14 protein-coding genes and 3 pseudogenes are annotated in these 19801 nt (G+C 60.7%); 7 read left to right on the forward strand and 10 right to left on the reverse strand.

Annotated features, from left to right (window positions below; genetic code table 11):
- Positions 1–49 precede the first annotated feature (49 nt).
- Together ptrR and RHM58_RS16855 are read left to right on the forward strand one after the other, a co-directional pair.
- Positions 50–943 (forward strand): putrescine utilization regulator PtrR, encoded by an 894-nt coding sequence (gene ptrR / locus RHM58_RS16850; protein WP_322270795.1) that lies wholly within the window; start codon positions 50–52, stop codon positions 941–943.
- A 139-nt stretch (positions 944–1082) separates the two neighbouring features.
- Positions 1083–1211, forward strand: coding sequence for a PA1414 family protein (locus tag RHM58_RS16855; RefSeq protein ID WP_007914492.1), 129 nt, complete (start codon positions 1083–1085; stop codon positions 1209–1211).
- A gap of 210 nt (positions 1212–1421) precedes the next feature.
- Here the strand turns inward: RHM58_RS16855 and RHM58_RS16860 are convergent, their stop codons facing one another.
- From RHM58_RS16860 to speB, 6 genes and pseudogenes are all read right to left on the reverse strand, one after another.
- Entirely contained in the window at positions 1422–1673 is a 252-nt protein-coding gene (locus tag RHM58_RS16860) for an acyl carrier protein (protein WP_201255342.1), read from the reverse strand.
- Between the two features lie 54 nt (positions 1674–1727).
- Positions 1728–2453 carry an MBL fold metallo-hydrolase gene (locus RHM58_RS16865; RefSeq protein WP_322270796.1) on the reverse strand — a complete coding sequence of 242 codons (726 nt, stop codon included), beginning with the start codon at positions 2451–2453 and terminating at the stop codon, positions 1728–1730.
- 83 nt (positions 2454–2536) lie between these two features.
- The gene (locus RHM58_RS16870; RefSeq protein WP_322270797.1) at positions 2537–3916 is read right to left on the reverse strand and encodes a sodium:solute symporter; all 1380 of its coding nucleotides are present in this window, start codon (positions 3914–3916) and stop codon (positions 2537–2539) included.
- Between the two features lie 228 nt (positions 3917–4144).
- Positions 4145–5667 (reverse strand): annotated as a pseudogene (locus RHM58_RS16875) (purine-cytosine permease family protein).
- A 54-nt stretch (positions 5668–5721) separates the two neighbouring features.
- Positions 5722–6144: a YybH family protein gene (locus tag RHM58_RS16880; protein ID WP_322270798.1), complete on the reverse strand. Its 423-nt coding sequence runs from the start codon at positions 6142–6144 to the stop codon at positions 5722–5724.
- Between the two features lie 9 nt (positions 6145–6153).
- Entirely contained in the window at positions 6154–7104 is a 951-nt protein-coding gene (gene speB, locus RHM58_RS16885) for an agmatinase (RefSeq protein ID WP_123515356.1), read from the reverse strand.
- Between the two features lie 389 nt (positions 7105–7493).
- Between speB and RHM58_RS16890 the strand changes: the two genes are divergently transcribed.
- Positions 7494–8390 carry a LysR family transcriptional regulator gene (locus RHM58_RS16890; RefSeq protein ID WP_201201626.1) on the forward strand — a complete coding sequence of 299 codons (897 nt, stop codon included), beginning with the start codon at positions 7494–7496 and terminating at the stop codon, positions 8388–8390.
- Positions 8391–8403: 13 nt separating this feature from the next.
- Positions 8404–8997 carry a tRNA-uridine aminocarboxypropyltransferase gene (locus tag RHM58_RS16895; RefSeq protein ID WP_201255340.1) on the forward strand — a complete coding sequence of 198 codons (594 nt, stop codon included), beginning with the start codon at positions 8404–8406 and terminating at the stop codon, positions 8995–8997.
- A gap of 200 nt (positions 8998–9197) precedes the next feature.
- Here RHM58_RS16895 and lapD read toward each other — a convergent pair whose 3' ends face one another.
- The 3 genes from lapD to RHM58_RS16910 form a co-directional block, all read right to left on the reverse strand.
- A complete protein-coding gene (lapD, locus tag RHM58_RS16900; RefSeq protein WP_201255339.1) occupies positions 9198–11138 on the reverse strand; it encodes a cyclic di-GMP receptor LapD in 1941 nt (646 codons plus the stop codon).
- A 345-nt stretch (positions 11139–11483) separates the two neighbouring features.
- Complete coding sequence (locus tag RHM58_RS16905; protein WP_322270799.1) at positions 11484–11879, reverse strand: YbaN family protein; 396 nt, start codon at positions 11877–11879, stop codon at positions 11484–11486.
- A 10-nt stretch (positions 11880–11889) separates the two neighbouring features.
- The gene (locus tag RHM58_RS16910) at positions 11890–12477 is read right to left on the reverse strand and encodes a YecA family protein (RefSeq protein WP_322270800.1); all 588 of its coding nucleotides are present in this window, start codon (positions 12475–12477) and stop codon (positions 11890–11892) included.
- Between the two features lie 395 nt (positions 12478–12872).
- Between RHM58_RS16910 and recQ the strand changes: the two are divergent.
- From recQ to RHM58_RS16925, 3 genes and pseudogenes are all read left to right on the forward strand, one after another.
- Positions 12873–15002: pseudogene (gene recQ, locus RHM58_RS16915) on the forward strand (DNA helicase RecQ).
- 119 nt (positions 15003–15121) lie between these two features.
- Positions 15122–15555 (forward strand): annotated as a pseudogene (locus tag RHM58_RS16920) (MarR family transcriptional regulator).
- Positions 15556–15684: 129 nt separating this feature from the next.
- The gene (locus tag RHM58_RS16925) at positions 15685–17472 is read left to right on the forward strand and encodes a FimV/HubP family polar landmark protein (protein ID WP_322267719.1); all 1788 of its coding nucleotides are present in this window, start codon (positions 15685–15687) and stop codon (positions 17470–17472) included.
- A gap of 81 nt (positions 17473–17553) precedes the next feature.
- Here RHM58_RS16925 and RHM58_RS16930 read toward each other — a convergent pair whose 3' ends face one another.
- Positions 17554–19743 (reverse strand): patatin-like phospholipase family protein, encoded by a 2190-nt coding sequence (locus RHM58_RS16930; RefSeq protein WP_322267720.1) that lies wholly within the window; start codon positions 19741–19743, stop codon positions 17554–17556.
- Between the last annotated feature and the right edge of the window lie 58 nt (positions 19744–19801).

Consider the following 19801-nt stretch of genomic DNA (forward strand, 5'->3'; position numbering starts at 1 on the left):
CTTTTAAAATGAATAATAGTGAGTGACTTGTTCTGTATTGGAGAATGGTGTGGAATTCAGCCAATTGCGGATTTTCCAGGCTGTGGCGCAAGAGGGCTCGATCACTCGCGCTGCCGAACGCCTGCACCGGGTGCCGTCGAATCTGTCGACTCGGCTCAAACAACTGGAAGAGCAACTCGGTGTCGAACTTTTCCTTCGCGAGCGTCAGCGTTTGCAGTTGTCGCCTGCGGGAAAAGTCCTGCTGGATTACACCGCCAAGCTGTTTGCCCTGCACGACGAAGCCAGCGCGGCGGTGCAGGGCGGGCAACCGGCCGGTGACTTTGTGCTCGGCACCATGTACAGCACGGCGGCTATCCACCTTCCGGGGCTGTTGGCGCGCTATCACCGCACGTACCCGGCGGTGAACCTGCAAGTGCAGTCCGGTCCCAGCGGCGAATTGCTCGAAGGTTTGCTCACCGGGCGTCTCGATGCGGCACTGGTGGACGGTCCGCTGGAACTCGCGGGCCTCGACGGCGTGCCGTTTTGCGACGAACGGCTGGTGTTGATCAGCGAGGCCGATCACCCGCCGATCCACAGTGCGCTGGATGTGGAAGGGCGTTCAGTGTTCACCTTCCGGCAGGGTTGTTCCTACCGGATGCGCCTGGAGGCCTGGTTCGCCCATTACCACGCGGCCATGGGCCGGGCGATGGAGATCGAGTCTTATCCGGGGATGCTCGCCTGTGTGATCGCTGGCTCCGGCGTGGCGTTGATGTCGGAGTCGATGCTCGCCAGCCTGCCGGGTCGAGAAAGGGTGGCGGTGCACCCGCTGGCCGAGCCATTTGCCAGCGCCACCACGTGGCTGATGTGGCGTAAAGGCATGCTCGGGGCGAACTTGAACGCGTGGCTTGAGCAGCAGCAAGCGGTCTATCCGGCGCTGCCGAGTCAGGCTCGGGCGACGGCTTGAACTAACGGTCAGCTATTTGGATCAATTCAGTAACAGATCATTGCGATCTTGGGCGAGCATTGCGTAGGACTTCGGACTATTATCAGTGCGAAGTGGCTACAGAATTCCGGCCACTCGGCACTACCCTGAAGGGGGCACCATGAAAGAGAAAATCCAAAACTGGCTGCATGACCTGGGTGTCGCACTCGGTTTGATCGAACCGCCTCTGCAACCTGTGCCTATTCGCACTGACGACGAACAGCGTCGACGCCAGCAGCGCCGCCGGTAACTGCCAGAACGGAGCCTGCGGCAAGTGGGCTTGTTGTGGCGAGGGGCTTGCCCCCGTCCGGCTGCGTAGCAGTCGTAAATCGGCTGCCTCGGTCAATCTGATTCAACTTGGGTGAATGGTTTTGGGGCTGCTCCGCAGCCCAACGGGGCAAGCCCCCTCGCCACAAAAGCGGCCCTTGCCAGAGATTTCGGGTGTATTTGGCAACTCCTCTCAATCCCGTCCGATTTTCACCAGAAACCGACTCAAATCATTCGCTGTCCTGGCGGTCTTGAGCATCCGGTCTTCCTCCGCCGTAAACGCGGTCAACCCCAGCTCATCTTCCAGATGGAAGATCAGCTCCTCGATATCTTCTTTATCCAATCCCAACTGCGCCAGGCTGACGTGGTCGTCGAAGTCCTTCCGATCTTCCAGCAGGCGGCTGATAAAGCGATGCACAGCAGCACGAACGGCAGCTCTTTTCATGGTCGCTCTTCGAGGGCGTTATTGTTGTTGTCCCTGCGCTGAGTACAGCAGGCTTCAGCCGTGCGAGCGCTGCCACTCGTCAATCATCCCGCGTAAATGCTCCCCGGAAAAACTCCCGAAATGCCCGCCATGTACCGTGCGGATCGGCAACGCATGCAAGCGTTGCAGGCTGCGGGCGTAGTCGTCGAGGTTGGAGTGGTAGGCGTCTTCGATCAGCGGCCCGTCGTAGATGATGTCGCCGCTGAACAGCGTCTCGGTTGCCGCTTCATACAGGCTGATACCACCCGGCGAATGCCCCGGCGTGTGCAGCACTTGCAGCACGCGATCACCCAGGTCCAGCACATCGCCTTCTTCAATCATGCCCGTGGCCGGCGCGGCTTTGACCCGGTATTCGGCGTAGCACAGCGGGCAATCGGGATGCGCTTCGAACATCTCGTCGCCGACAAACGCCGTGCTCAAGGTGTTCTCGCCGTCGGGCGCAGCGAGAATCTGCGCTTCGGCCGGGTGCACCAGTCGTTCAGCAAATTCGTGATGCCCGGCGATATGATCGAAATGGCAATGGCTGGCCACCGCCACCAGCGGCCGCTCGGTGATCCACGGTAGTTGCTCGCGCAGGCTCACCAGCCCCGAGCCGCTGTCCAGCAGCAAATCCTTGTCGCGGCCCTGGATGTGCCAGAGGTTGCAGCGGTAGAAGGGGCGGATGTAAGGCTCGTGAATCAGGCGAATGCCGTCACTGAGCTGTTTGACCTCGAACCACTGATCACGAGAAACAATCTTCATCAAAGGTTTTCTCCAGACGAAAAAACGGGTGTGGCAACCGACGCCACACCCGTCGAAGAAAGCATCAAGTCTCTATAGAAAGCTTAGGCGGCGCTAGCCACCACTGCCGGGCGACGGGACATCAGGCTGACCAGCACAAAGCTCACCAGACCTACGCCGAGGCTGTAATAGATCGGCGTGTTGGCGTCCAGACCGTCCTTGAACATGAACACCAGCGCGGTGGCGAAGCCCATGCCCATGCTGGCGATGGCGCCGGCGGTGGTTGCGCGCTTCCAGAAAATCGCACCGATCAACGGGATCAGCATGCCGCCCACCAGCAGGTTGTACGCCAGGGTCAGGGCGCTGATCACGTCGTTGACCACCAGGGCGATGCCGAGCACCACCAGGCCGGTCAGCAGGGTGAACAGACGGTTCATGCCCAGGCTCGACTGTTTACCGCCGCGCAGTTTCGGTAGCAGGTCTTCGGTCAGGGTGGTGGCAGCGGCGAGCAGGCCGGCGCTGGCGGTGGACATCATCGCAGCCAGTGCCGCGGCAATTACCAAGCCACGGATACCGTCCGGCAGGGACAGCTTAACGATGGCGGCGAAGGCGTTGTTGACGTTGTCCAGGTCCGGAATCAGTACGTGAGCGGCCATGCCGATCAGGGCGCAGGCCAGTCCATAAAGGATGCAGTAGAAGCCTGCGAATGTACCGGCGACCTGAGCCACTTTGGCGCTCTTGACGGTGAACACCCGTTGCCAGATGTCCTGACCGATCAGGATGCCGAAGAAGTAGATCATGAAGTAGGTAATGATCGTGTCCCAGCCGATGGTGGTGAAGCTGAAGGCGCTCGCCGGCAGTTTCAACACCAACTGATCCCAACCACCGACGCGGTACAGGCAGATTGGCAACAGGATGAACATCAGGCCCACGGTCTTGATCACGAACTGGACGATGTCGGTCAGGGTCAGCGACCACATGCCGCCGATGGCCGAGTAGATCACCACCACGCCACCACCGAGCAATACCGAAATCCAGAACGGCAGGCCGAACAGCACTTGCAGCACGGTGCCAATGGCCAGGATCGAGACCACGCCGATCATCAGCGCGTACGCCAGCATGATCACCGCGCTCGCCGAGCGGGCCATCGGGTTGTAGCGTTTTTCCAGCACCTGGGTAACGGTGTAGATCTTCAGTTTCAGCAGCGGTTTGGCGAGGAACAGGTTCAGCGCGACGATCCCGCAACCCAGTGCGGCGCACAGCCAGAAACCGGAGATACCATGGACGTAGCCCAGGCGTACGGTGCCAACGGTGGACGCGCCGCCGAGTACGGTGGCGGCCATGGTGCCCATGTAGAGGCTCGGGCCGAGGTTACGACCGGCGACCAAAAAGTCTTCGTTGGTCTTGGCTTTGCGCATGCCGTAGTAGCCGAGTAACAGCATCGCGGCGGCATAGATGAGTACGACGGTTAAATCCAGTGCCATGATGGCGTGTCTCCGATTGTCTTTTTTATGGTGAGGCTGAATAGCATTGCTGTGATGCGGGCTTTTGTGGCGAGGGAGCTTGCTCCCGCTGGGCTGCGAAGCAGCCCCATATTCCGCAACCGAGTTTCTTCAGGGGAAACCCAATCGCCTGTTTTGCGACTGCTGCGCAGTCGAGCGGGAGCAAGCTCCCTCGCCACAGGTATTCACCACATCAGCATGTTTTGTTTATCAGGCGGCTTGGCGCATCGCCGGTTTAGCGAGCGAATCCGTGCCCTTGCTGCGTACATCGTCCGGGCCAAACACTTCCCGCGATTCCGGGAACAGGCTCAACAACGCCAGGTACACCAGCGACGCCAGGCCCAGGGTCACCGGCAGGCTGATGTCGATACCGCCGGCCAGGTTGCCCAGCACACCCACAAATTGCCCCGGCAGGTTCACGAAGCACAAACCTACCAACGCACTCGGGATCCAGGCACCCAGGCCACGCCAGTTCCAGCCGTGGGTGAACCAGTAGCGGCCACCTTTCTCGCCGCGGGTGAACACTTGCAGGTCATCCGGGCAGTAGAAGCCGCGGCGCACGACCAGGCCGATGATCATGATCACCATCCATGGCGTGGTGCAGGTGATGATCAGCACGGCGAAGGTCGACACGCTCTGCACCAGATTCGCCGCAAAGCGCCCGATGAAGATGAAGGCAATCGACATCACGCCGATCAGCAACGTCGCCTTGACCCGCGACAGCAGCCGAGGGAACACGCTGGACATGTCCAGCCCGGTGCCATACAGCGAGGTTGTGCCGGTGGACATGCCGCCGATCACCGCAATCATGCACACCGGCAGGAAGAACCAGTTCGGCGACACCGCCAGCAGACCGCCGACGTAGTTGTTGGCCGCGATGTAGTCCGGTGCCTTGATCGCCACGATGGTCGCGGTGGCCAGGCCGAACAGGAACGGGATGAGGGTCGCGGATCTGCGAAATCACCACAGCCGCCATGATCCGGCGCTTGTTGGTGGTATCGCGCGGGATGTAGCGAGACCAGTCGCCGAGGAACGCGCCGAAGGAGATCGGGTTCGCTCATCGCCACCAGCGCAGCACCGATGAACGCGGCCCAGAAGCCCGGTTGACCCATGCTGACGGTGCCGGCGAAGTTCACATCGAAAGGCCCGGCGAAGGCGAAGATGCCCAGCAGGAACAGCAGGCTGGCGCTCCACACCGCGATCTTGTTGACCCACAGCAGGAAACGGAAGCCGTAGATGCACACCGTCAGCACCAGAATCGCGAACAGACCATAGGCCAGGCCCAGGGTCAGGTCGGTTTCCGGCAAGCCGATCAGGCGTTTGGCACCACCGATCAGCGCATCACCTGAACTCCACACCGAGAGCGAGAAGAAGGCGATGGCGGTCAACAGCGACAGGAACGAACCGACGATCCGCCCGTGCACACCGAAGTGCGCGCCGGAGGACACGGCGTTGTTGGTGCCGTTGATCGGGCCGAACAGGCCCATCGGCGCGAGGATCAGCGAACCTAGCAACACGCCCAGCACAATCGCCCAGACACCGGCCTGGAAAGACAAACCGAACAGCACCGGGAAACTGCCGAGCACGGCGGTGGCAAAGGTGTTGGAACCGCCGAAGATCATCCGGAACAAATCCGTCGGGCCTGCGGTACGTTCGCTGTCCGGGATCTGCTCGACCCCGTAGGTTTCAATTTGCGTAAGGCCTTGGTCTTTGTCTTTGTTGTTTTTATTCATGATCAGCTCCGATCATAAAGGCGCGCTCATCGTGTGTGAGCGTCACCTGTTTGGCTAAGGGGTTGGCAGCCCTTCCGGCATTGCGGACAAATGTTCGTGGCAGGCCAGCCAATGGCCTTGTTGTTCTTGGCCAGACGCTTGTTTCTTGAAAACAATCGTCTCGCGCTCCTGGCTGAAGTGTTGCTCCCCTTGCATGCGCAGCTCGGTGGCTACGTCATGGATGAAAATCGCCACGTCACCCTGCAGGCTGACGAAGGCGTTGCTCGAGGTGCACGAGAGCACCTCGAAGCCATCCTCGGCGCGCCAGTTGTCCCACAACGCCTGATAGGCATCGCGCGACAGCAGGGGCTGTTCTAGGGTGTAGAACACGAAGCTCGCGTCGGTGCTGAACGCACCGAAGTAGGCTTCGCGATCGTTACGGGTAAAGGCTGTCACCAGGTCGGCGGCAGCTTTCAGAACCTGATCGCGTTCGTTCATGACCAATCCTCAGCGGTGGGCCACGCCAGGCAGTACGCAGAGCATTTCGTACAGCAGGTTGGCAGCCAACAGCGAGGTGTTGCCGGTGGTGTCGTAAGCGGGCGAGACTTCTACCAGATCGCAGCCGACCAGGTCGAGGCCTTGGCAGCCACGGACGATTTCAATCGCCTGAATGGTCGTCAGACCGCCGATTTCCGGGGTGCCGGTGCCAGGTGCCCAAGCCGGATCGATGCCGTCGATGTCGAAACTCAGGTACACCGGACCGCCGCCGACTTTCTCGCGAACTTCGGCCATCAGTGGTGCCAGGGATTTGTGCCAGCACTCTTCGGCTTGAACAACGCGGAAGCCTTGTTTGCGGCTCCAGTTGAAGTCTTCGGAGGTGTAGCCCTGGGCGCGCAGACCAATTTGCACGACGCGGTCCGGGTCCAGCAGGCCTTCTTCGACAGCGCGACGGAAGGTGGTGCCGTGGGCGATTTTCTCGCCGAACATGTGATCGTTCACATCGGCGTGGGCGTCGATGTGCACCAGGCCGACCTTGCCGTGCTTTTTATGGATCGCACGCAGGATTGGCAGGGTGATGGTGTGGTCGCCGCCTAGGGTCAGCGGGATCACATCGTGTTCGAGGATGCTGTGGTAGGACTCTTCGATGATCCGCACGGCGTCCAGCAGGTTGAACGTGTTGATTGCCACATCACCGATGTCAGCGACCGACAGGGAATCGAATGGTGCAGCGCCGGTGGCCATGTTGTACGGGCGGATCATCACCGATTCAGCGCGGATTTCGCGGGGTCCGAAACGGGTGCCGGGGCGCAGCGAGGTGCCGATGTCCAGCGGCACGCCAATGAAGGCAGCATCCAGGCCGGCAGCGGTAGGCAAATGGGGAAGTCGCATCATGGTGGCGATGCCGCCGAAGCGCGGCATTTCATTGCCGCCCAGTGGTTGGTGAAGAATCTTGTCCACGGGTAAGGCCTCATCGTCGTTGTTTTATTTATGTTGGTTGCACCGGTCGGGGAGACACGGGCGAACCTTGTGGCGCCGATTCTGCGAAATGTAGTGGGCGGGAAGAATCGCTATGGGCAAATACTTAGTTCAGATTTTTCTAAACTAATGGTGATGACGGCGATAGACTTCTGTCCACACGCAGGACCCTGTGGCGAGGGAGCTCCTGTGGTGAGGGGGCTTGCCCCCGTCCGGCTGCGCAGCAGTCGTCAACTGATGCATGCATTCTCTCTGATACAACGAGGTGAATGGTTTTGGCGCCGCTTCGCGACCCAACGGGGGCAAGCCCCCTCGCCACAGTGATCTGCATCGTGACGAGCACTGCGTGTTTTCCTGAAACTGGAGCAATCATGGCCAACGCTTTACCCGACCTGAAACTATTACGCATCTTCGTCAGCGTGGTCCGTCATCAGGGGTTCGCCAACGCCCAGCAAGAGCTCAACCTCTCGACCTCGGCGATCAGCACTTACATGAGCCAGCTCGAAGCCGCGCTTGGCCTGGTGCTCTGCCATCGTGGTCGCGGTGGTTTCAGCCTGACCAGCAAGGGCGAGTTGTTCCACCAGGAAACCCTGCGTCTGTTGGGCGAGCTCGAAGGCTTCGAACAATACGCGGCAGCGCTAAAGGGCGAACTGCGCGGCACGCTGAACCTCGGCGTCATCGATTCCACTGTCAGCGACAAGGCGTTGCCTTTCGCCGAAGCCATCGGCGCCTACACCCAGGAACACCCGGCCGTGCATTTGCACTTGTCGGTGATGAGCCCTTACGAACTGCAACTCGGCGTGCAGGACAACCGCCTCGATCTGGCCATCGGCGCGTTCTCCACGCGCATGAGCGGGCTGGTCTATATGCCGCTGTACCGCGAACAGCACTGGCTGTATTGCAGCAGTCGGCATCCGCTGTTCACCGAACGGCGGATTCCCGAACAAGTCATCACCCAGCAACGCATGGTCGGGCGCGGTTACTGGAGCCAGGCGGAACTGGCGCGTCACGGCTTCAAACACAGCGCCGCCACCGTGGAAAGTATGGAAGCCCAATTGATTCTGGTGTTGTCCGGCGCCTACATCGGCTACCTGCCGGAGCACTACGCCCAGGCTTGGGCCGACAAGGGCGATCTGCGGGTGTTGCTGCCGGCGACGTTCGGCTATCAGGCACCGTTTTCGATGATCGTGCGCCGTGGCCGAAGCCGCGAACCGCTGATCCAGACCTTCCGCGACTTGCTCAAAGCACAGCTCAACCCGGCTGCTTAAAGGAAAAGCAAGCATGTCCAGAATCCAATGCCCGCGCTGCCTGCGCCCACAAACCCATTGCCTGTGTCCGCTGATCCCGAGCCTCGACAGCCGCACCCGGGTGTTGCTGTTGCAGCATCCCAGCGAAGTGAACCATGCGCTGAACACCGCACGACTAGCGGCGTTGGGATTGCAGAATGCCGAGTTGATCGTGGGTGAAGTGTTCGAGGATTTGCCGGCGCTGTTGAACCGGCCGGGCTATCAGGCGCGGTTGTTGTTTCCTGCCGAAGAGGCGCGGCCATTGCAGGCTTACGCTGCATCCGATGAACCGCTGCTGCTGGTGGTTCCGGACGGCACCTGGCGCAAGGCGCGCAAGATGCTGCACCTTAATCCGTTGCTGGCGGCGTTGCCCCGAGTGACGTTGCTGGATGGAGGTGTGTCGCGCTATCGGTTGCGCAAGGCGCCGGGGCCGGGGGCGTTGTCGACGGTGGAGGCGATTGTGCAGGCGTTGCAGACACTCGAGGCGCCGATGACGTTTGAGCCGTTGTTAAAACCGTTTGAGGCGTTGATCGAGGGGCAGATTGCGGCGATGGGGGAGGAGACTTACCAAAAAAATCACGGTGGTTAACAGCGAAAAGATCGCAGCCTTCGGCAGCTCCTACGCCGATCTCTGTAGAAGCTGCCGAAGGCTGCGATCTTTTGATCTTTTCTTTCCCGCATCGCCTCAGTCCGGGCCTTGAGCGCCGGTTTGAGCAGGTGTCCGACATCATTCCCTGTGGGAGCGAGCCTGCTCGCGAAGAACGATGACGCGGTGCAACTGACGGATACTCACATAGGCTCCGGCGGCCCAATCAACCGCCCCATCACCCCAAACAACCCAAGCTCCCTGATCACCTCCAACTCCCCCCGCGTCTCGACCATCTCCGCAATCAACGGCAAATCAATGCTGTTAGTCGCCCGGAAAATCGCCTCGATGAACAGCCGCTTATCATTCTGCTCATCAATCCCGCGAATATAGCTCCCATCAATCTTCAGGTACGCGAGCCCGAGTTGAGTCAAATTGCCGATCTGGCTAAAACGCCCGCCAAAATGCTGCAACCCGATGCGGTAACCGGTGTTGAGCAAGCTATGGCTCAGGCGCTGCAACTCGTCCGGGGGCGGCAGTTGGCGTTCGTCGATTTCCAGGGTCAGCAGCGGCGCCAGTTCCGGCAGGGAGTCGAGCGATTGCAGGAGCAGTTGCAACGACTCTGGATTACGCAGGCTGCTGCCGGACAGGCTCAACGCCAGGGGCCAGCGGTTGACAGCGAGGTAGTCGAGGGTGGCCTCAAGCATGGCCAGGTCGAATCGTGCCGACCAGCCGAGGCGTTCGATCCACGGCAGGAAGTGCCCGGCGGCAATCGCCTTGCCTTCGGGGTCGAGCAGGCGTGCGAGTACCTTGTGGTGCAGCACTTGGCTGGTGTCGGCGCATTGCACCACCGGTTGGAAATACAGCTGCAATTTGCCGTGGGTCAGGGCGTCGTCGATCCAGGTACGCCAGTCGTGCTGGGACTGGTTCGGCTCGGTGGTGGAATGATCCAGATGAGCCCACGGCCGCTCGGGGTGCTGCTGAGCCTGGGTCAAGGCCTGATCAAGGCGCAGCAGGACGTCGCCGGCCGGTTCGCCCGGTTGGTAGGCGACGATGCCCAGGTGCGCCACCGGCATGCTGTCGCTGGCGCCGGTCAGGCGCAGGTTTTCCAGGGTCGCGCTGATCTCGGCGCACAGGCGTGCGGCGTCTTTGTCGTCCAGGCCTGGGGTCAGCAGACTGAACTCGCCACCGCGATTGCGCGCCGCCAGCCAGGTGCGCCGCTCCGGGAGTTGCGTCAGGCGTTTCAGGAGTTCGCCGACGGCGCCAATCAACGCGTCGGTGCGCTGGCCGCCCAGGCGCTGGTTGAGCCCCGCCAGATCGTTGATCCGCACCATCAGCAAGTGGCCGTCGCTGCTCTGTTCGCTGATCAGCAAATGGTCGGCTAATTGCTCATCCAGCAAGCGCCGGTTCGCCAGCCCCGTCAGGCTGTCCTGGTAGGAGTCAGCCCGCAGCTTTTCACTGCGCGCAGCCTCTTCGGCGAACAGTGCCTTGAGCTTCTCGACCATCTGGTTCATGGCCAGCACCACTCGTTTCAATTCAGGCGTGCGTGGCAGTTTCGGCAGGCTGAGAAACTCCCGTTTACTGATGGCTTCGGCCTGCTTGACCATCTTGTCCAGCGGGCGCAATTGCCGGCGCAGCAGCCAGCCGCCGAACATCGCGCTAAGCAGCCCGCACAGCAGCAACCAGACCAGGCTGCCGAGTGTGCTGTCCCACAATTTGGCCAGGGCGAACTGCGGATTGCTCAACACTTCGACCCGAGCCGCTTGCTCCCAGCCGCGCATGATCAATGCGTCGCCCCCTTGCGGGTGCAGGTTTACCAGACTGACAAACCAGTCGGGCACACCGTTGATTTTCGCCGGTGCGTCACGTTCTACCAGAACTTGTTCATCGATGATGTTGACCACCCGGATGCTACTGAAATAGCCACTGTCGAAAATCGAGCTGACCATCAGTTCCATCGTCGCCGGGTCGTCTATCTGCGTCGTCAGCGACAACCCCAACGCGGTAGCGGCATCCTGGGCGTGGGAGCGCAACTGGCCGAGCATCTGCTCGCGGGAGTTCTCCAGGCCGACAAAAAAACTGCCGCTGAACGCCACCAGCAGAAACAGGCAAATGGCGAGAAACAGTTGTTTGCGCAGTGACATAAACACGCTCCTTGCTGAGGCGGCTAGCCGTCGCCTACTGCTAACCGTCGTCGGAGCATTGGCCATCCTGGACGACGCCGACTGCAAGACATGTCTGGCTGCGGGCGCAGATAACAGAAGTCTAGGCGGTGTTTTTGGTGAAGGAGGGTAGGTCGTCGGACGAGTGGGGCATTGCAGAACTGTTTTTGTGGCGAGGGAGCTTGCTCCCGCTCGGCTGCACAGCAGTCGTAAAACCAGCCAGCTCGATGTGTCAGGGGGAATTGGGTTGAAGGGTTTGGGGTCGCTTCGCAACCCAGCGGGAGCAAGCTCCCTCGCCACAAAAGCTCTTTCACCATAGAGGCGAGATCAAGGCTTCTGCAGGGTTTTCTGCTTGAGGATGTAAACCGTCACCAGTACCGCACTGGTCAACATAAACCCCCGCGCCCAAGGCAGCGGCACCAGGTAGCAGGAGAACAGAATACTCGCCCACATCAAGCCGATGGCGTAGGCCTTGCCCTTGAGCGGGATGCCGTTGCCGTCCAGGTAGTCGCGAATCCACGGCCCAAGGCGCGGATGCTCGACCAGCCATTGGTAGAAACGCGGCGAACTGCGGGCGAAACAGGCGGCCGCCAGCAGCAGGAAAGGCGTGGTGGGCAATACCGGCAGGAAAATCCCGATCACCCCCAACGCTACGCTCAGCCAGCCGATGGCCAGCAGCACGTAGCGCAACACCAGGGAGCGGTTGCCTATGGGGTGGTCCATAGGCAAAACCTTAGTGGTGACGTGGCTTGAGGATCGCCGGTTTTTCGTCGGGTGCCTGGCACAGCAAGTAGAGCGCGGTCAGGGCTTCCGGGATCTGCACGATCATATCGTCCATCAGGTTGGCGTCCTTGGCGATGTCTTCGAACTCAGGCTGTTCGTCGAACAGACCGGAACCGACCATGATCGGCAGCAGCATTTCGCTGACTTCGTCTTCGGCGGTTTCGAACCAGGCGGCTTCGCGCAGGAACACGCCTTCCATGAAACCGATGCACCAGCCGCGCAGGTCGGAATCATCCGGCTCTTCACCCAGGTCCAGGTCGCACGGCAGCTCGAACTCTTCGTCGGACGCCAGTTGGCGAGCGATGTGAGCCTTGAGGGCCAGTAGGGTGGATTCGATCGCTTCACGCTCGGCGTCGTCGGCGTAGTGCGGCTCTTCAGCGAAGAGTGCGTCGATCCATTCACGGTCGGGAACGCTTTCGGAACAGATCGACAGCGCAGTGAGGTAGCCGTGGGCGGCCACGTAGTCCAGCGCCTCGTCATGCAGTTCATCAGCGTCGAGGAAGACTTGCAGGCGGGTTAGTTGCTCAGCGAAGGACATTAAAAGCTACCTTGGGGAATTAAACAGATGCGGGAATTCTAGGCCTTCTTGAGCACTCAGGCCAGCCGCGCGGCATATTTGCAGCCCATGTACGCCACCATTCCCTGTTGGAGCTGCCGAAGGCTGCGATCTTTTGATCTTGTCTTTAAAAGCAAAATCAAAAGATCGCAGCCTTCGGCAGCTCCTACAGGGGATCTGCATTTGCCCCTGTGTGTCTTATCAGCGGCACCCTTTGCCGGGGAGGGCTCGGGTATACTCCCGCGTTTTGTGATGCCCTGCTGGCGTCGCGGCTGAGATGTGAAGCGTCATGCAACGCGCACTTACGATTTGTCAGTGCAGCCTGCGTGGTTCTGAACCAGCCTTGCAGGGATGTTTCGGTGATTTTTGGAGTTTTTATGCTCGAACAGGCTCAACGCGTCCTCAAGGACATCTTCGGCTACGACAGTTTCCGTGGCCGCCAGGGTGCAATCATTGAGCGCGTGGCCAATGGCGGCGACGCCCTGGTGCTGATGCCTACCGGTGGCGGCAAATCCCTGTGCTTCCAGGTCCCGGCGCTGCTGCGCGAAGGCCTGGCGGTGGTGGTGTCGCCGCTGATCGCCTTGATGGATGACCAGGTCGCGACCCTTGAAGAGCTGGGCGTAGCGGCCGCTGCGTTGAACTCGACCCTGAGCGCCGAGCAACAGCGCGATCTGGCCGCGCGGATCAAACGCGGCGAAGTGAAAATGTTGTATCTCGCGCCCGAGCGTCTGGTGCAGCCGCGCATGCTGGCCTTCCTGCAAAGCCTTGAAATTGCCCTGTTCGCCATCGACGAAGCGCACTGTGTGTCCGACTGGGGCCACGACTTCCGTCGCGGACTACCTGCAACTGGGCCAGTTGGCGGAGCTGTTCCCCAACGTCCCGCGTATTGCCCTGACCGCTACCGCCGATAAGCGCACCCGGGAAGAAATCGTCGATCGCCTGCATTTGCAGGATGCCGAGCGCTTCCTGTCGAGTTTCGACCGTCCGAACATTTTTTATCGCATCGTCCCCAAGGAACAGCCGCGCAAGCAGTTGTTGGCGTTCCTCGCCGAGCGGCGCAGCGATGCCGGCATCGTTTATTGCCTGTCGCGCAAGAAAGTCGACGAAGTGGCAGTGTTCCTCAGCGAACAAGGCTTCCCGGCGCTGCCGTACCACGCCGGCCTCGACCAGGCGGTGCGCGTCCCGTCAACCAGTCCCGGTTCCTCCGCGAGGAGGGCGTGATCATCGTCGCGACCATCGCGTTCGGCATGGGCATCGACAAACCCAACGTGCGCTTTGTCGCTCACCTCGATTTGCCGAAATCCCTGGAAGCGTATTACCAGGAAACCGGTCGCGGCGGCCGTGATGGCCTGCCGGCGGACGCCTGGATGGCCTACGGCCTGCAAGACGTGGTGATGCTCAAGCAGATGCTGCAAAACTCCGAAGGTGACGAGCGCCACAAGCGCCTGGAGCAGCACAAACTCGACGCGATGCTCTCGCTGTGCGAAGAAACCCGCTGCCGGCGCCAGACGCTGCTGGCCTATTTCGACGAAGACATGCCTGAGCCGTGTGGCCATTGCGACAACTGCGTCGATGGCGTGCAGACCTGGGACGCCACCGAGCCGGCCCGTCAGGCGCTCTCGGCGATCTTCCGTACCGGCCAGCGCTACGGCGTCGGGCATCTGGTGGATGTGCTGCTGGGCAAGGACAACGAAAAAGTCCGCAGCTTTGGCCATCAGCATTTGTCGGTGTATGGCGTCGGCAAGGCGTTGGGGGAGAGTGAATGGCGCTCCCTGTTCCGACAGCTGGTTGCCCGTGGTCTGGCGGACATCGACCTTGAAGGCTACGGTGGCCTGCGCCTGAGCGACACGTGCCGGCCGCTGCTCAAGGGTGAAGTGACCCTGGAACTGCGCCGCGATCTCAAGCCGCAAACCACCGCCAAAAGCAGCAAGAGCCCGGCGAGCCAACTGGTCCGTGGCGAAGAACGCGAACAGTGGGAAGCGCTGCGTGCCCTGCGCCGCAAGCTCGCCGAAGAACACGGTGTGCCGCCTTACGTCATCTTCCCCGACTCGACCTTGCTGGAAATGCTCCGCAGCCAGCCGACCTCGCTGGCGGAAATGGCCACGGTCAGCGGCGTCGGTGCGCGCAAGCTCGAGCGTTACGGCGAGGCCTTCCTCGAAGTGCTTGGCGGCCAGGTCGAGGCGCCGAAAGTGGTGGCCGACGTGCGCCACGAACTGATCACCCTGGCCCGGGCCGGCATGACGCCGCTGCAGATCGCCGGTCAACTGCAATGCTCGGAAAAGAACGTCTACACCATGCTCGCCGAGGCGATCGGCAAGCAGCAGTTGTCGCTGGAGCAGGCGCTGGACCTGCCAGAAGAGCTGATGGGCGAAATCCAGGACGCGTTCCTCGATGGCGAAGGCGAGTTACCTCCGGTTGCGGAGATCGCCGCATTGTTCGCCGGTCGGGTGCCGGAAGGGGTTTTGTACTGTGTGCGGGCGGCGTTGCAATCTGAATTCGAGATTTAACTGACCGAACTCATAGATGTAACGATTCAGTACAGAGCAAGCCTTGCCTATAGTGAAAGGTCATGCTTAGCTGACTAATAATTAGTTTTTCTCTATTTCAGTCTAACCATGAGTTTTTTATGCCGTTAACCGATCAACACCGCTTTGGCATGCAACTGGCCCAAATGTCCCGTGGCTGGCGTGCCGAACTGGACCGCCGTCTGGCTGGGCTGGGTTTGTCTCAGGCGCGCTGGCTGGTGCTGTTGCACCTGGCTCGCTTCGAGGACGCACCGACCCAGCGGGAACTGGCACAAAGCGTCGGCGTTGAAGGACCGACCCTGGCCCGACTGCTCGACAGCCTTGAATCCCAGGGTTTGGTGCAGCGCCAGTCGGTGCTGGAAGACCGCCGGGCAAAAAAATCGTCCTGTGTGCTCCGGCCCGGCCGTTGATCGAACAAATTGAAACCATTGCCACGCAACTGCGCCACGAGCTGTTCGAAGGCGTTGATGAAGCGGATTTGAAGGTTTGCATGCGGGTTCACGGTCACATCCTGGCCAACCTCGAAAAGTCTTGAGGCAAAACCTTACGCCGTGTTTTTGAGATACCCCGTTGGGCAGACTATAAAGAACTACTAGGCAATATCGTGTTCGTACCGGATGTGCGAACGCATACAGGTTGGTTCTGCTTAATCTAAGGGATGCTCATGCTCGAGAGTTGGCACGTGGTTTTGCGGTATTGCACTCGGCTGCTACTGGTCGGTGGTGCGGTCACCTACTCGGCATTGGCTCCGGCTCTGGGGTTGGGTGATATAACCCTGCATTCGGCGTTGAACCAGCCGTTCAGCGCCGATATTGCGCTGGTGGATGCCGGCGGTCTGACGGAGGGCGATCTGTCGGTCAGCTTGGCGACGGCCGACGAGTTCAGCCGTGCCGGCGTCGAGCGGCTGTTCTTCCTCAATAATCTGAAATTCGCACCGATCCTGCGGGGCAACCGCGCGCTGATCCGGGTGACCTCCAGCAAACCGGTCAATGAACCCTTTCTGAATTTCGTGGTGCAGCTTAATCAGCCCAACGGGCGCTTGCTGCGCGAGTACACCGTACTGATCGATCCGCCGGGCTCACCGGGGATTGTGCCGGCGACCGACGAACCCGCAATCACGGCGCCGGCATCCGGATTCCCTACCGTCGAACCGAGCACTGCGCCACCGGTAGCCTCCCAAGGCAAACGTCCGGCGACGGTGCCTGCCGCGAGTGTTGATCAACCTGCCACTGCGCCGGTGAACGACGAGGTTGCCGAGCAACTGGCCGCCAGCGTGCTGCAAAACCAGCAGTTGCAAAAAAACATCGATGAGTTGAATACCAGGCTCAAGACCCAGGACGAGCAAATCGCCGATGGGAAAAAGCAGATCAGCGACTTGCAGACCCGAATGTCCGAGATTTCACCGACGCCTGCCGCTGCGCCGGTTGCCGTGGCTCCGGCGCCCGTTGTGGTTGAAGAACCTGAGACGAGCCATTGGCTACTGATTGCCGGGTTACTGGCGTTGGCGCTGCTTGTAATACTGGGGCTGTTTGTTCGTCGTCAGCGCCAGCAAGCGTTGACCGAGCCGTTGGCGATGACGCCGTCGCGTGAAGACCCTGTGCTCGATCAAGAGGCTCGGCCACAACCTGTCCGGGTTACGCCAGCCCCTGCTCACCGCGAAGAAACACCCGCTGGCGATGTGCTGGAAGGCGTAGGCATTTACCTGGCTTACGGTCGGTTCTCGGAAGCGGCCGGCCTGTTGCGGGAGGCGTTGGCCAAGGAACCGACGCGCACCGACCTGGCGTTGCAACTGTTGGAGGTGCTGGGCAAGCAGGGGGATACGGCGGCTTATGACGCGCAGGAAAGCAGCCTGCGAGAGTCCGGGTTTGACCCGCAGCAGTTGGTGGATATACGCGTTCGCTATCCGAAACTGGCGAGTGTCGCTCAGGTCGTACCGGTCGCGGCCATCACTCCTGTTGCCACAGTGATCCCCGAAACGCCAACCGGCGATGAGTTCCAGTTGAACCTGGACGACCTGTCGATGGATTCCAATTGGGATCTGGTGAGTCCTTTCGAAGACTCGCCATCGTCGGCGGCTAAACCGTCGAGTCAGCCGCCAGTGCCGGACGAGCCTGCGTTCACTTCAAATTTGCACGTGATGCCCCATGTCTTCGAAATGCCCGACGAGCCGGCACTGGGCGAGCCTGAATCCGAACAGGAATGGGACGCCGAAACCGGTTCCCAATCGCTGGATGACGACTTTCTTGACGCGTTCAACGAGCCTGGGCAGGCGCTGGAACTTGAACCACTGGCGCATCCCCTGACGGACAACGCCGGCAAACTTGAACAAGCCCAGACCTGCATCGATGACGGCGATCTGGACAGCGCCATCGAGTTGCTCAATCAGTTGCTCAAGGACGGCGACGAGCCACTCAAACAGACGGCCCGCAGTTTGTTGGCCGGTATCCGCTGAAGAGCAAAAGATCGCAGCCTTCGGCAGCTCCTACAGGTGTACGCATATCCCTGGAGCTGCCGAAGGCTGCGATCTTTTGCGTTAGAACGTCTGCCCCAGATTCAAATACACCGCCTGCTCATCCGCATCGTTGAAGCCATAGCTGAAGTTCAGTGGCCCCAGCGGTGTGTCGAAACCGATGAACACACTGGCGGCGTTGATGTAGCCGCTGTCGAACTCATTGTCGTTGTTCCACGCCCGGCCGCGCTCCAGCGAGCCGCCGATGTACAGCGGGAAATCCAGTGGCAGGTAGGAACGCGGCGTCAGGCGCCGGTAGTAAACCCCGCGCATCAGGCTGATGTTCTGCCCGGAAACCGCATCCTCGCGAAAGCCCGACAACTGCCGCGCACCGCCCAGCAGGAAGCTCGAAGTGACCACGTTGGCATTGTCCAGGGTGCGGCCGTAGCGCCCGCCGAGAATAAACGTGCCCGGGCCGCTGCTCATGGCCTTGTCCAGTTTGAACTCCCATTGCCGGTAACGCTTGTCTGAGCCCAGTCCCGGTTCGAACTGACGGAATGTCAGGCCAATGTCTTTGCCTTCATGGGGGAAGTAGACGTTGTCGAACGAATCGAATGAATACTTGAGCTGATAGAACCCCTCGTTAAAGCTTTCGCTCGGCAGATTCTGGTCGCCAATGCGTACGTCAGCCTTGCCCCAGGCCTCGCCGACGCCGAAGCGGATCTCGCCGCTGTTGCCGATCTGTCGACCGACGTTCAAGCCAAACCCGTAGCGTTCGACGCGGTACTGGGCAATCGGGTCGTTGTCCAGGATCGACTCGACGTTCTGCGCTTCAAATGCGGCGTAGGGCGCGATGAAGTAGCGCGAACCGACGTCCAGCGGTTGATAAAACTCGCTGTAGAGCTCCTGTTTGTCGCCGATTTGCGCCCGGGTCAGCCATTCGGCGCCGAGGCGGTTGATGCCGTTGACCCGGTAACTGGCGCCGAGGTTGAAAGCGCTGTCGCCACGCATGTCGTCCGACAGGTTCAAACCGACCCGCAGGTAATCGGTGCCGCTGCGTTTGCCTCGGGCGGTGATCACCAGCGTGTGATTCTGGCCCTTGTGCACCACGCGGTATTGCACCTGTTCGAAGTAATCGAGGCCGTACAGGGTGCCCATATCGGTTTGCAGGCGGCCGATGTCCAGCGGTTCTCCGACGTTTTGCCGGATGTAGTAACGGATCACGTCGTCGCCGACTTTCGAGTCGTTTTCCACTTTGATCGCGGTAATGATTGGCGTGCGCTGGCTCGGTGTGCGGGCGGCGGTCAGGTCGGCGTCCAGTAGTTGCACCGGTTTGAGTCGTGCCAGGCGCGCTTCGAGGATCTTGGTCGCGCGGTAACCGGCGTCGATCATTTCCTGGGCACGGCCGAAGTCGGTCACGCCGAAACTCGCCAGCGACGGCTGGATCAACACGTCGTCCTTGTGCAGGGCGGCGAGTTGTTCTTCGGAGTTGCGCCGGGTCATCAGGGTGATCGATTGGTTTAGCACATCGACCACGGTGGTCAGTTGTTTGCGATTGCGCAGCGGGGTGCCGATGTCGACCACGATGGCGATGTCGACGCCCATTTCACGCGCGACGTCGAGCGGGATGTTATCGGTCATGCCGCCATCCACCAGCAGGCGGCCGTCCAGTTCGACGGGCGCGAACACGGCCGGGATCGACATGCTGGCGCGAATCACCTGGGGCAAATGACCTTTGCGGAATACCACTTTTTCGCCGCTGGCGATGTCCGTTGCCACGGCCCGAAACGGAATCGGCAGCTTGTCGAAATCACGTGTGTCACTGGCGTGGGCCAGCAGGCTTTCCAGCAGCAGCGCCAGGTTCTGGCCCTGAATCACTCCCAGCGGCAGTCCAAGGCTGCCGTCATCGCGAAAGCTCAGTTTCTGTTTGACCAGGAAGTCCCGGTCATCCTGCTTGCGCCGGAATGGCACGTCTTCCCGCGGCGGGGCATCGGACAGGGCTTGTTGCCAGTCGATGTTCAAGGCGAGCTTTTCCAACTCATCGATTTTGTAACCCGAAGCGTACAGCCCACCGACCACCGCGCCCATGCTGGTGCCGGCAATCGCATCGATCTTGATGCCTTGCTCTTCGAGAGCCTTGAGCACACCGATGTGCGCCAGGCCACGGGCAGCACCGCCGGACAGCACCAGACCGATTTTCGGTCGGGGAGCATCGGCGGCTTGGGCGATCAAAGGGAAGAGGCAAAGCAACAGGCAACACAGCAAACGGCGCATCGTGGATCTCGGGGCGAGCGATAAAGGCGGCTATTATAGCGGCGCCCCTCTGGCTCAG

The organism is Pseudomonas sp. 10S4 (genome assembly GCF_034344865.1).
In the GTDB taxonomy this organism is placed as follows: domain Bacteria; phylum Pseudomonadota; class Gammaproteobacteria; order Pseudomonadales; family Pseudomonadaceae; genus Aquipseudomonas.

Coding starts and splice junctions, on each gene's coding strand:
- RHM58_RS16855 (WP_007914492.1), top strand. CDS start 1,083: ATGAAAGAGAAAATCCAAAACTGGCTGCATGACCTGGGTGTCGCACTC.
- RHM58_RS16860 (WP_201255342.1), bottom strand. CDS start 1,673: ATGAAAAGAGCTGCCGTTCGTGCTGCTGTGCATCGCTTTATCAGCCGC.
- RHM58_RS16865 (WP_322270796.1), bottom strand. CDS start 2,453: ATGAAGATTGTTTCTCGTGATCAGTGGTTCGAGGTCAAACAGCTCAGT.
- RHM58_RS16870 (WP_322270797.1), bottom strand. CDS start 3,916: ATGGCACTGGATTTAACCGTCGTACTCATCTATGCCGCCGCGATGCTG.
- RHM58_RS16880 (WP_322270798.1), bottom strand. CDS start 6,144: ATGAACGAACGCGATCAGGTTCTGAAAGCTGCCGCCGACCTGGTGACA.
- RHM58_RS16890 (WP_201201626.1), top strand. CDS start 7,494: ATGGCCAACGCTTTACCCGACCTGAAACTATTACGCATCTTCGTCAGC.
- RHM58_RS16895 (WP_201255340.1), top strand. CDS start 8,404: ATGTCCAGAATCCAATGCCCGCGCTGCCTGCGCCCACAAACCCATTGC.
- lapD (WP_201255339.1), bottom strand. CDS start 11,138: ATGTCACTGCGCAAACAACTGTTTCTCGCCATTTGCCTGTTTCTGCTG.
- RHM58_RS16905 (WP_322270799.1), bottom strand. CDS start 11,879: ATGGACCACCCCATAGGCAACCGCTCCCTGGTGTTGCGCTACGTGCTG.
- RHM58_RS16910 (WP_322270800.1), bottom strand. CDS start 12,477: ATGTCCTTCGCTGAGCAACTAACCCGCCTGCAAGTCTTCCTCGACGCT.
- RHM58_RS16925 (WP_322267719.1), top strand. CDS start 15,685: ATGCTCGAGAGTTGGCACGTGGTTTTGCGGTATTGCACTCGGCTGCTA.
- RHM58_RS16930 (WP_322267720.1), bottom strand. CDS start 19,743: ATGCGCCGTTTGCTGTGTTGCCTGTTGCTTTGCCTCTTCCCTTTGATC.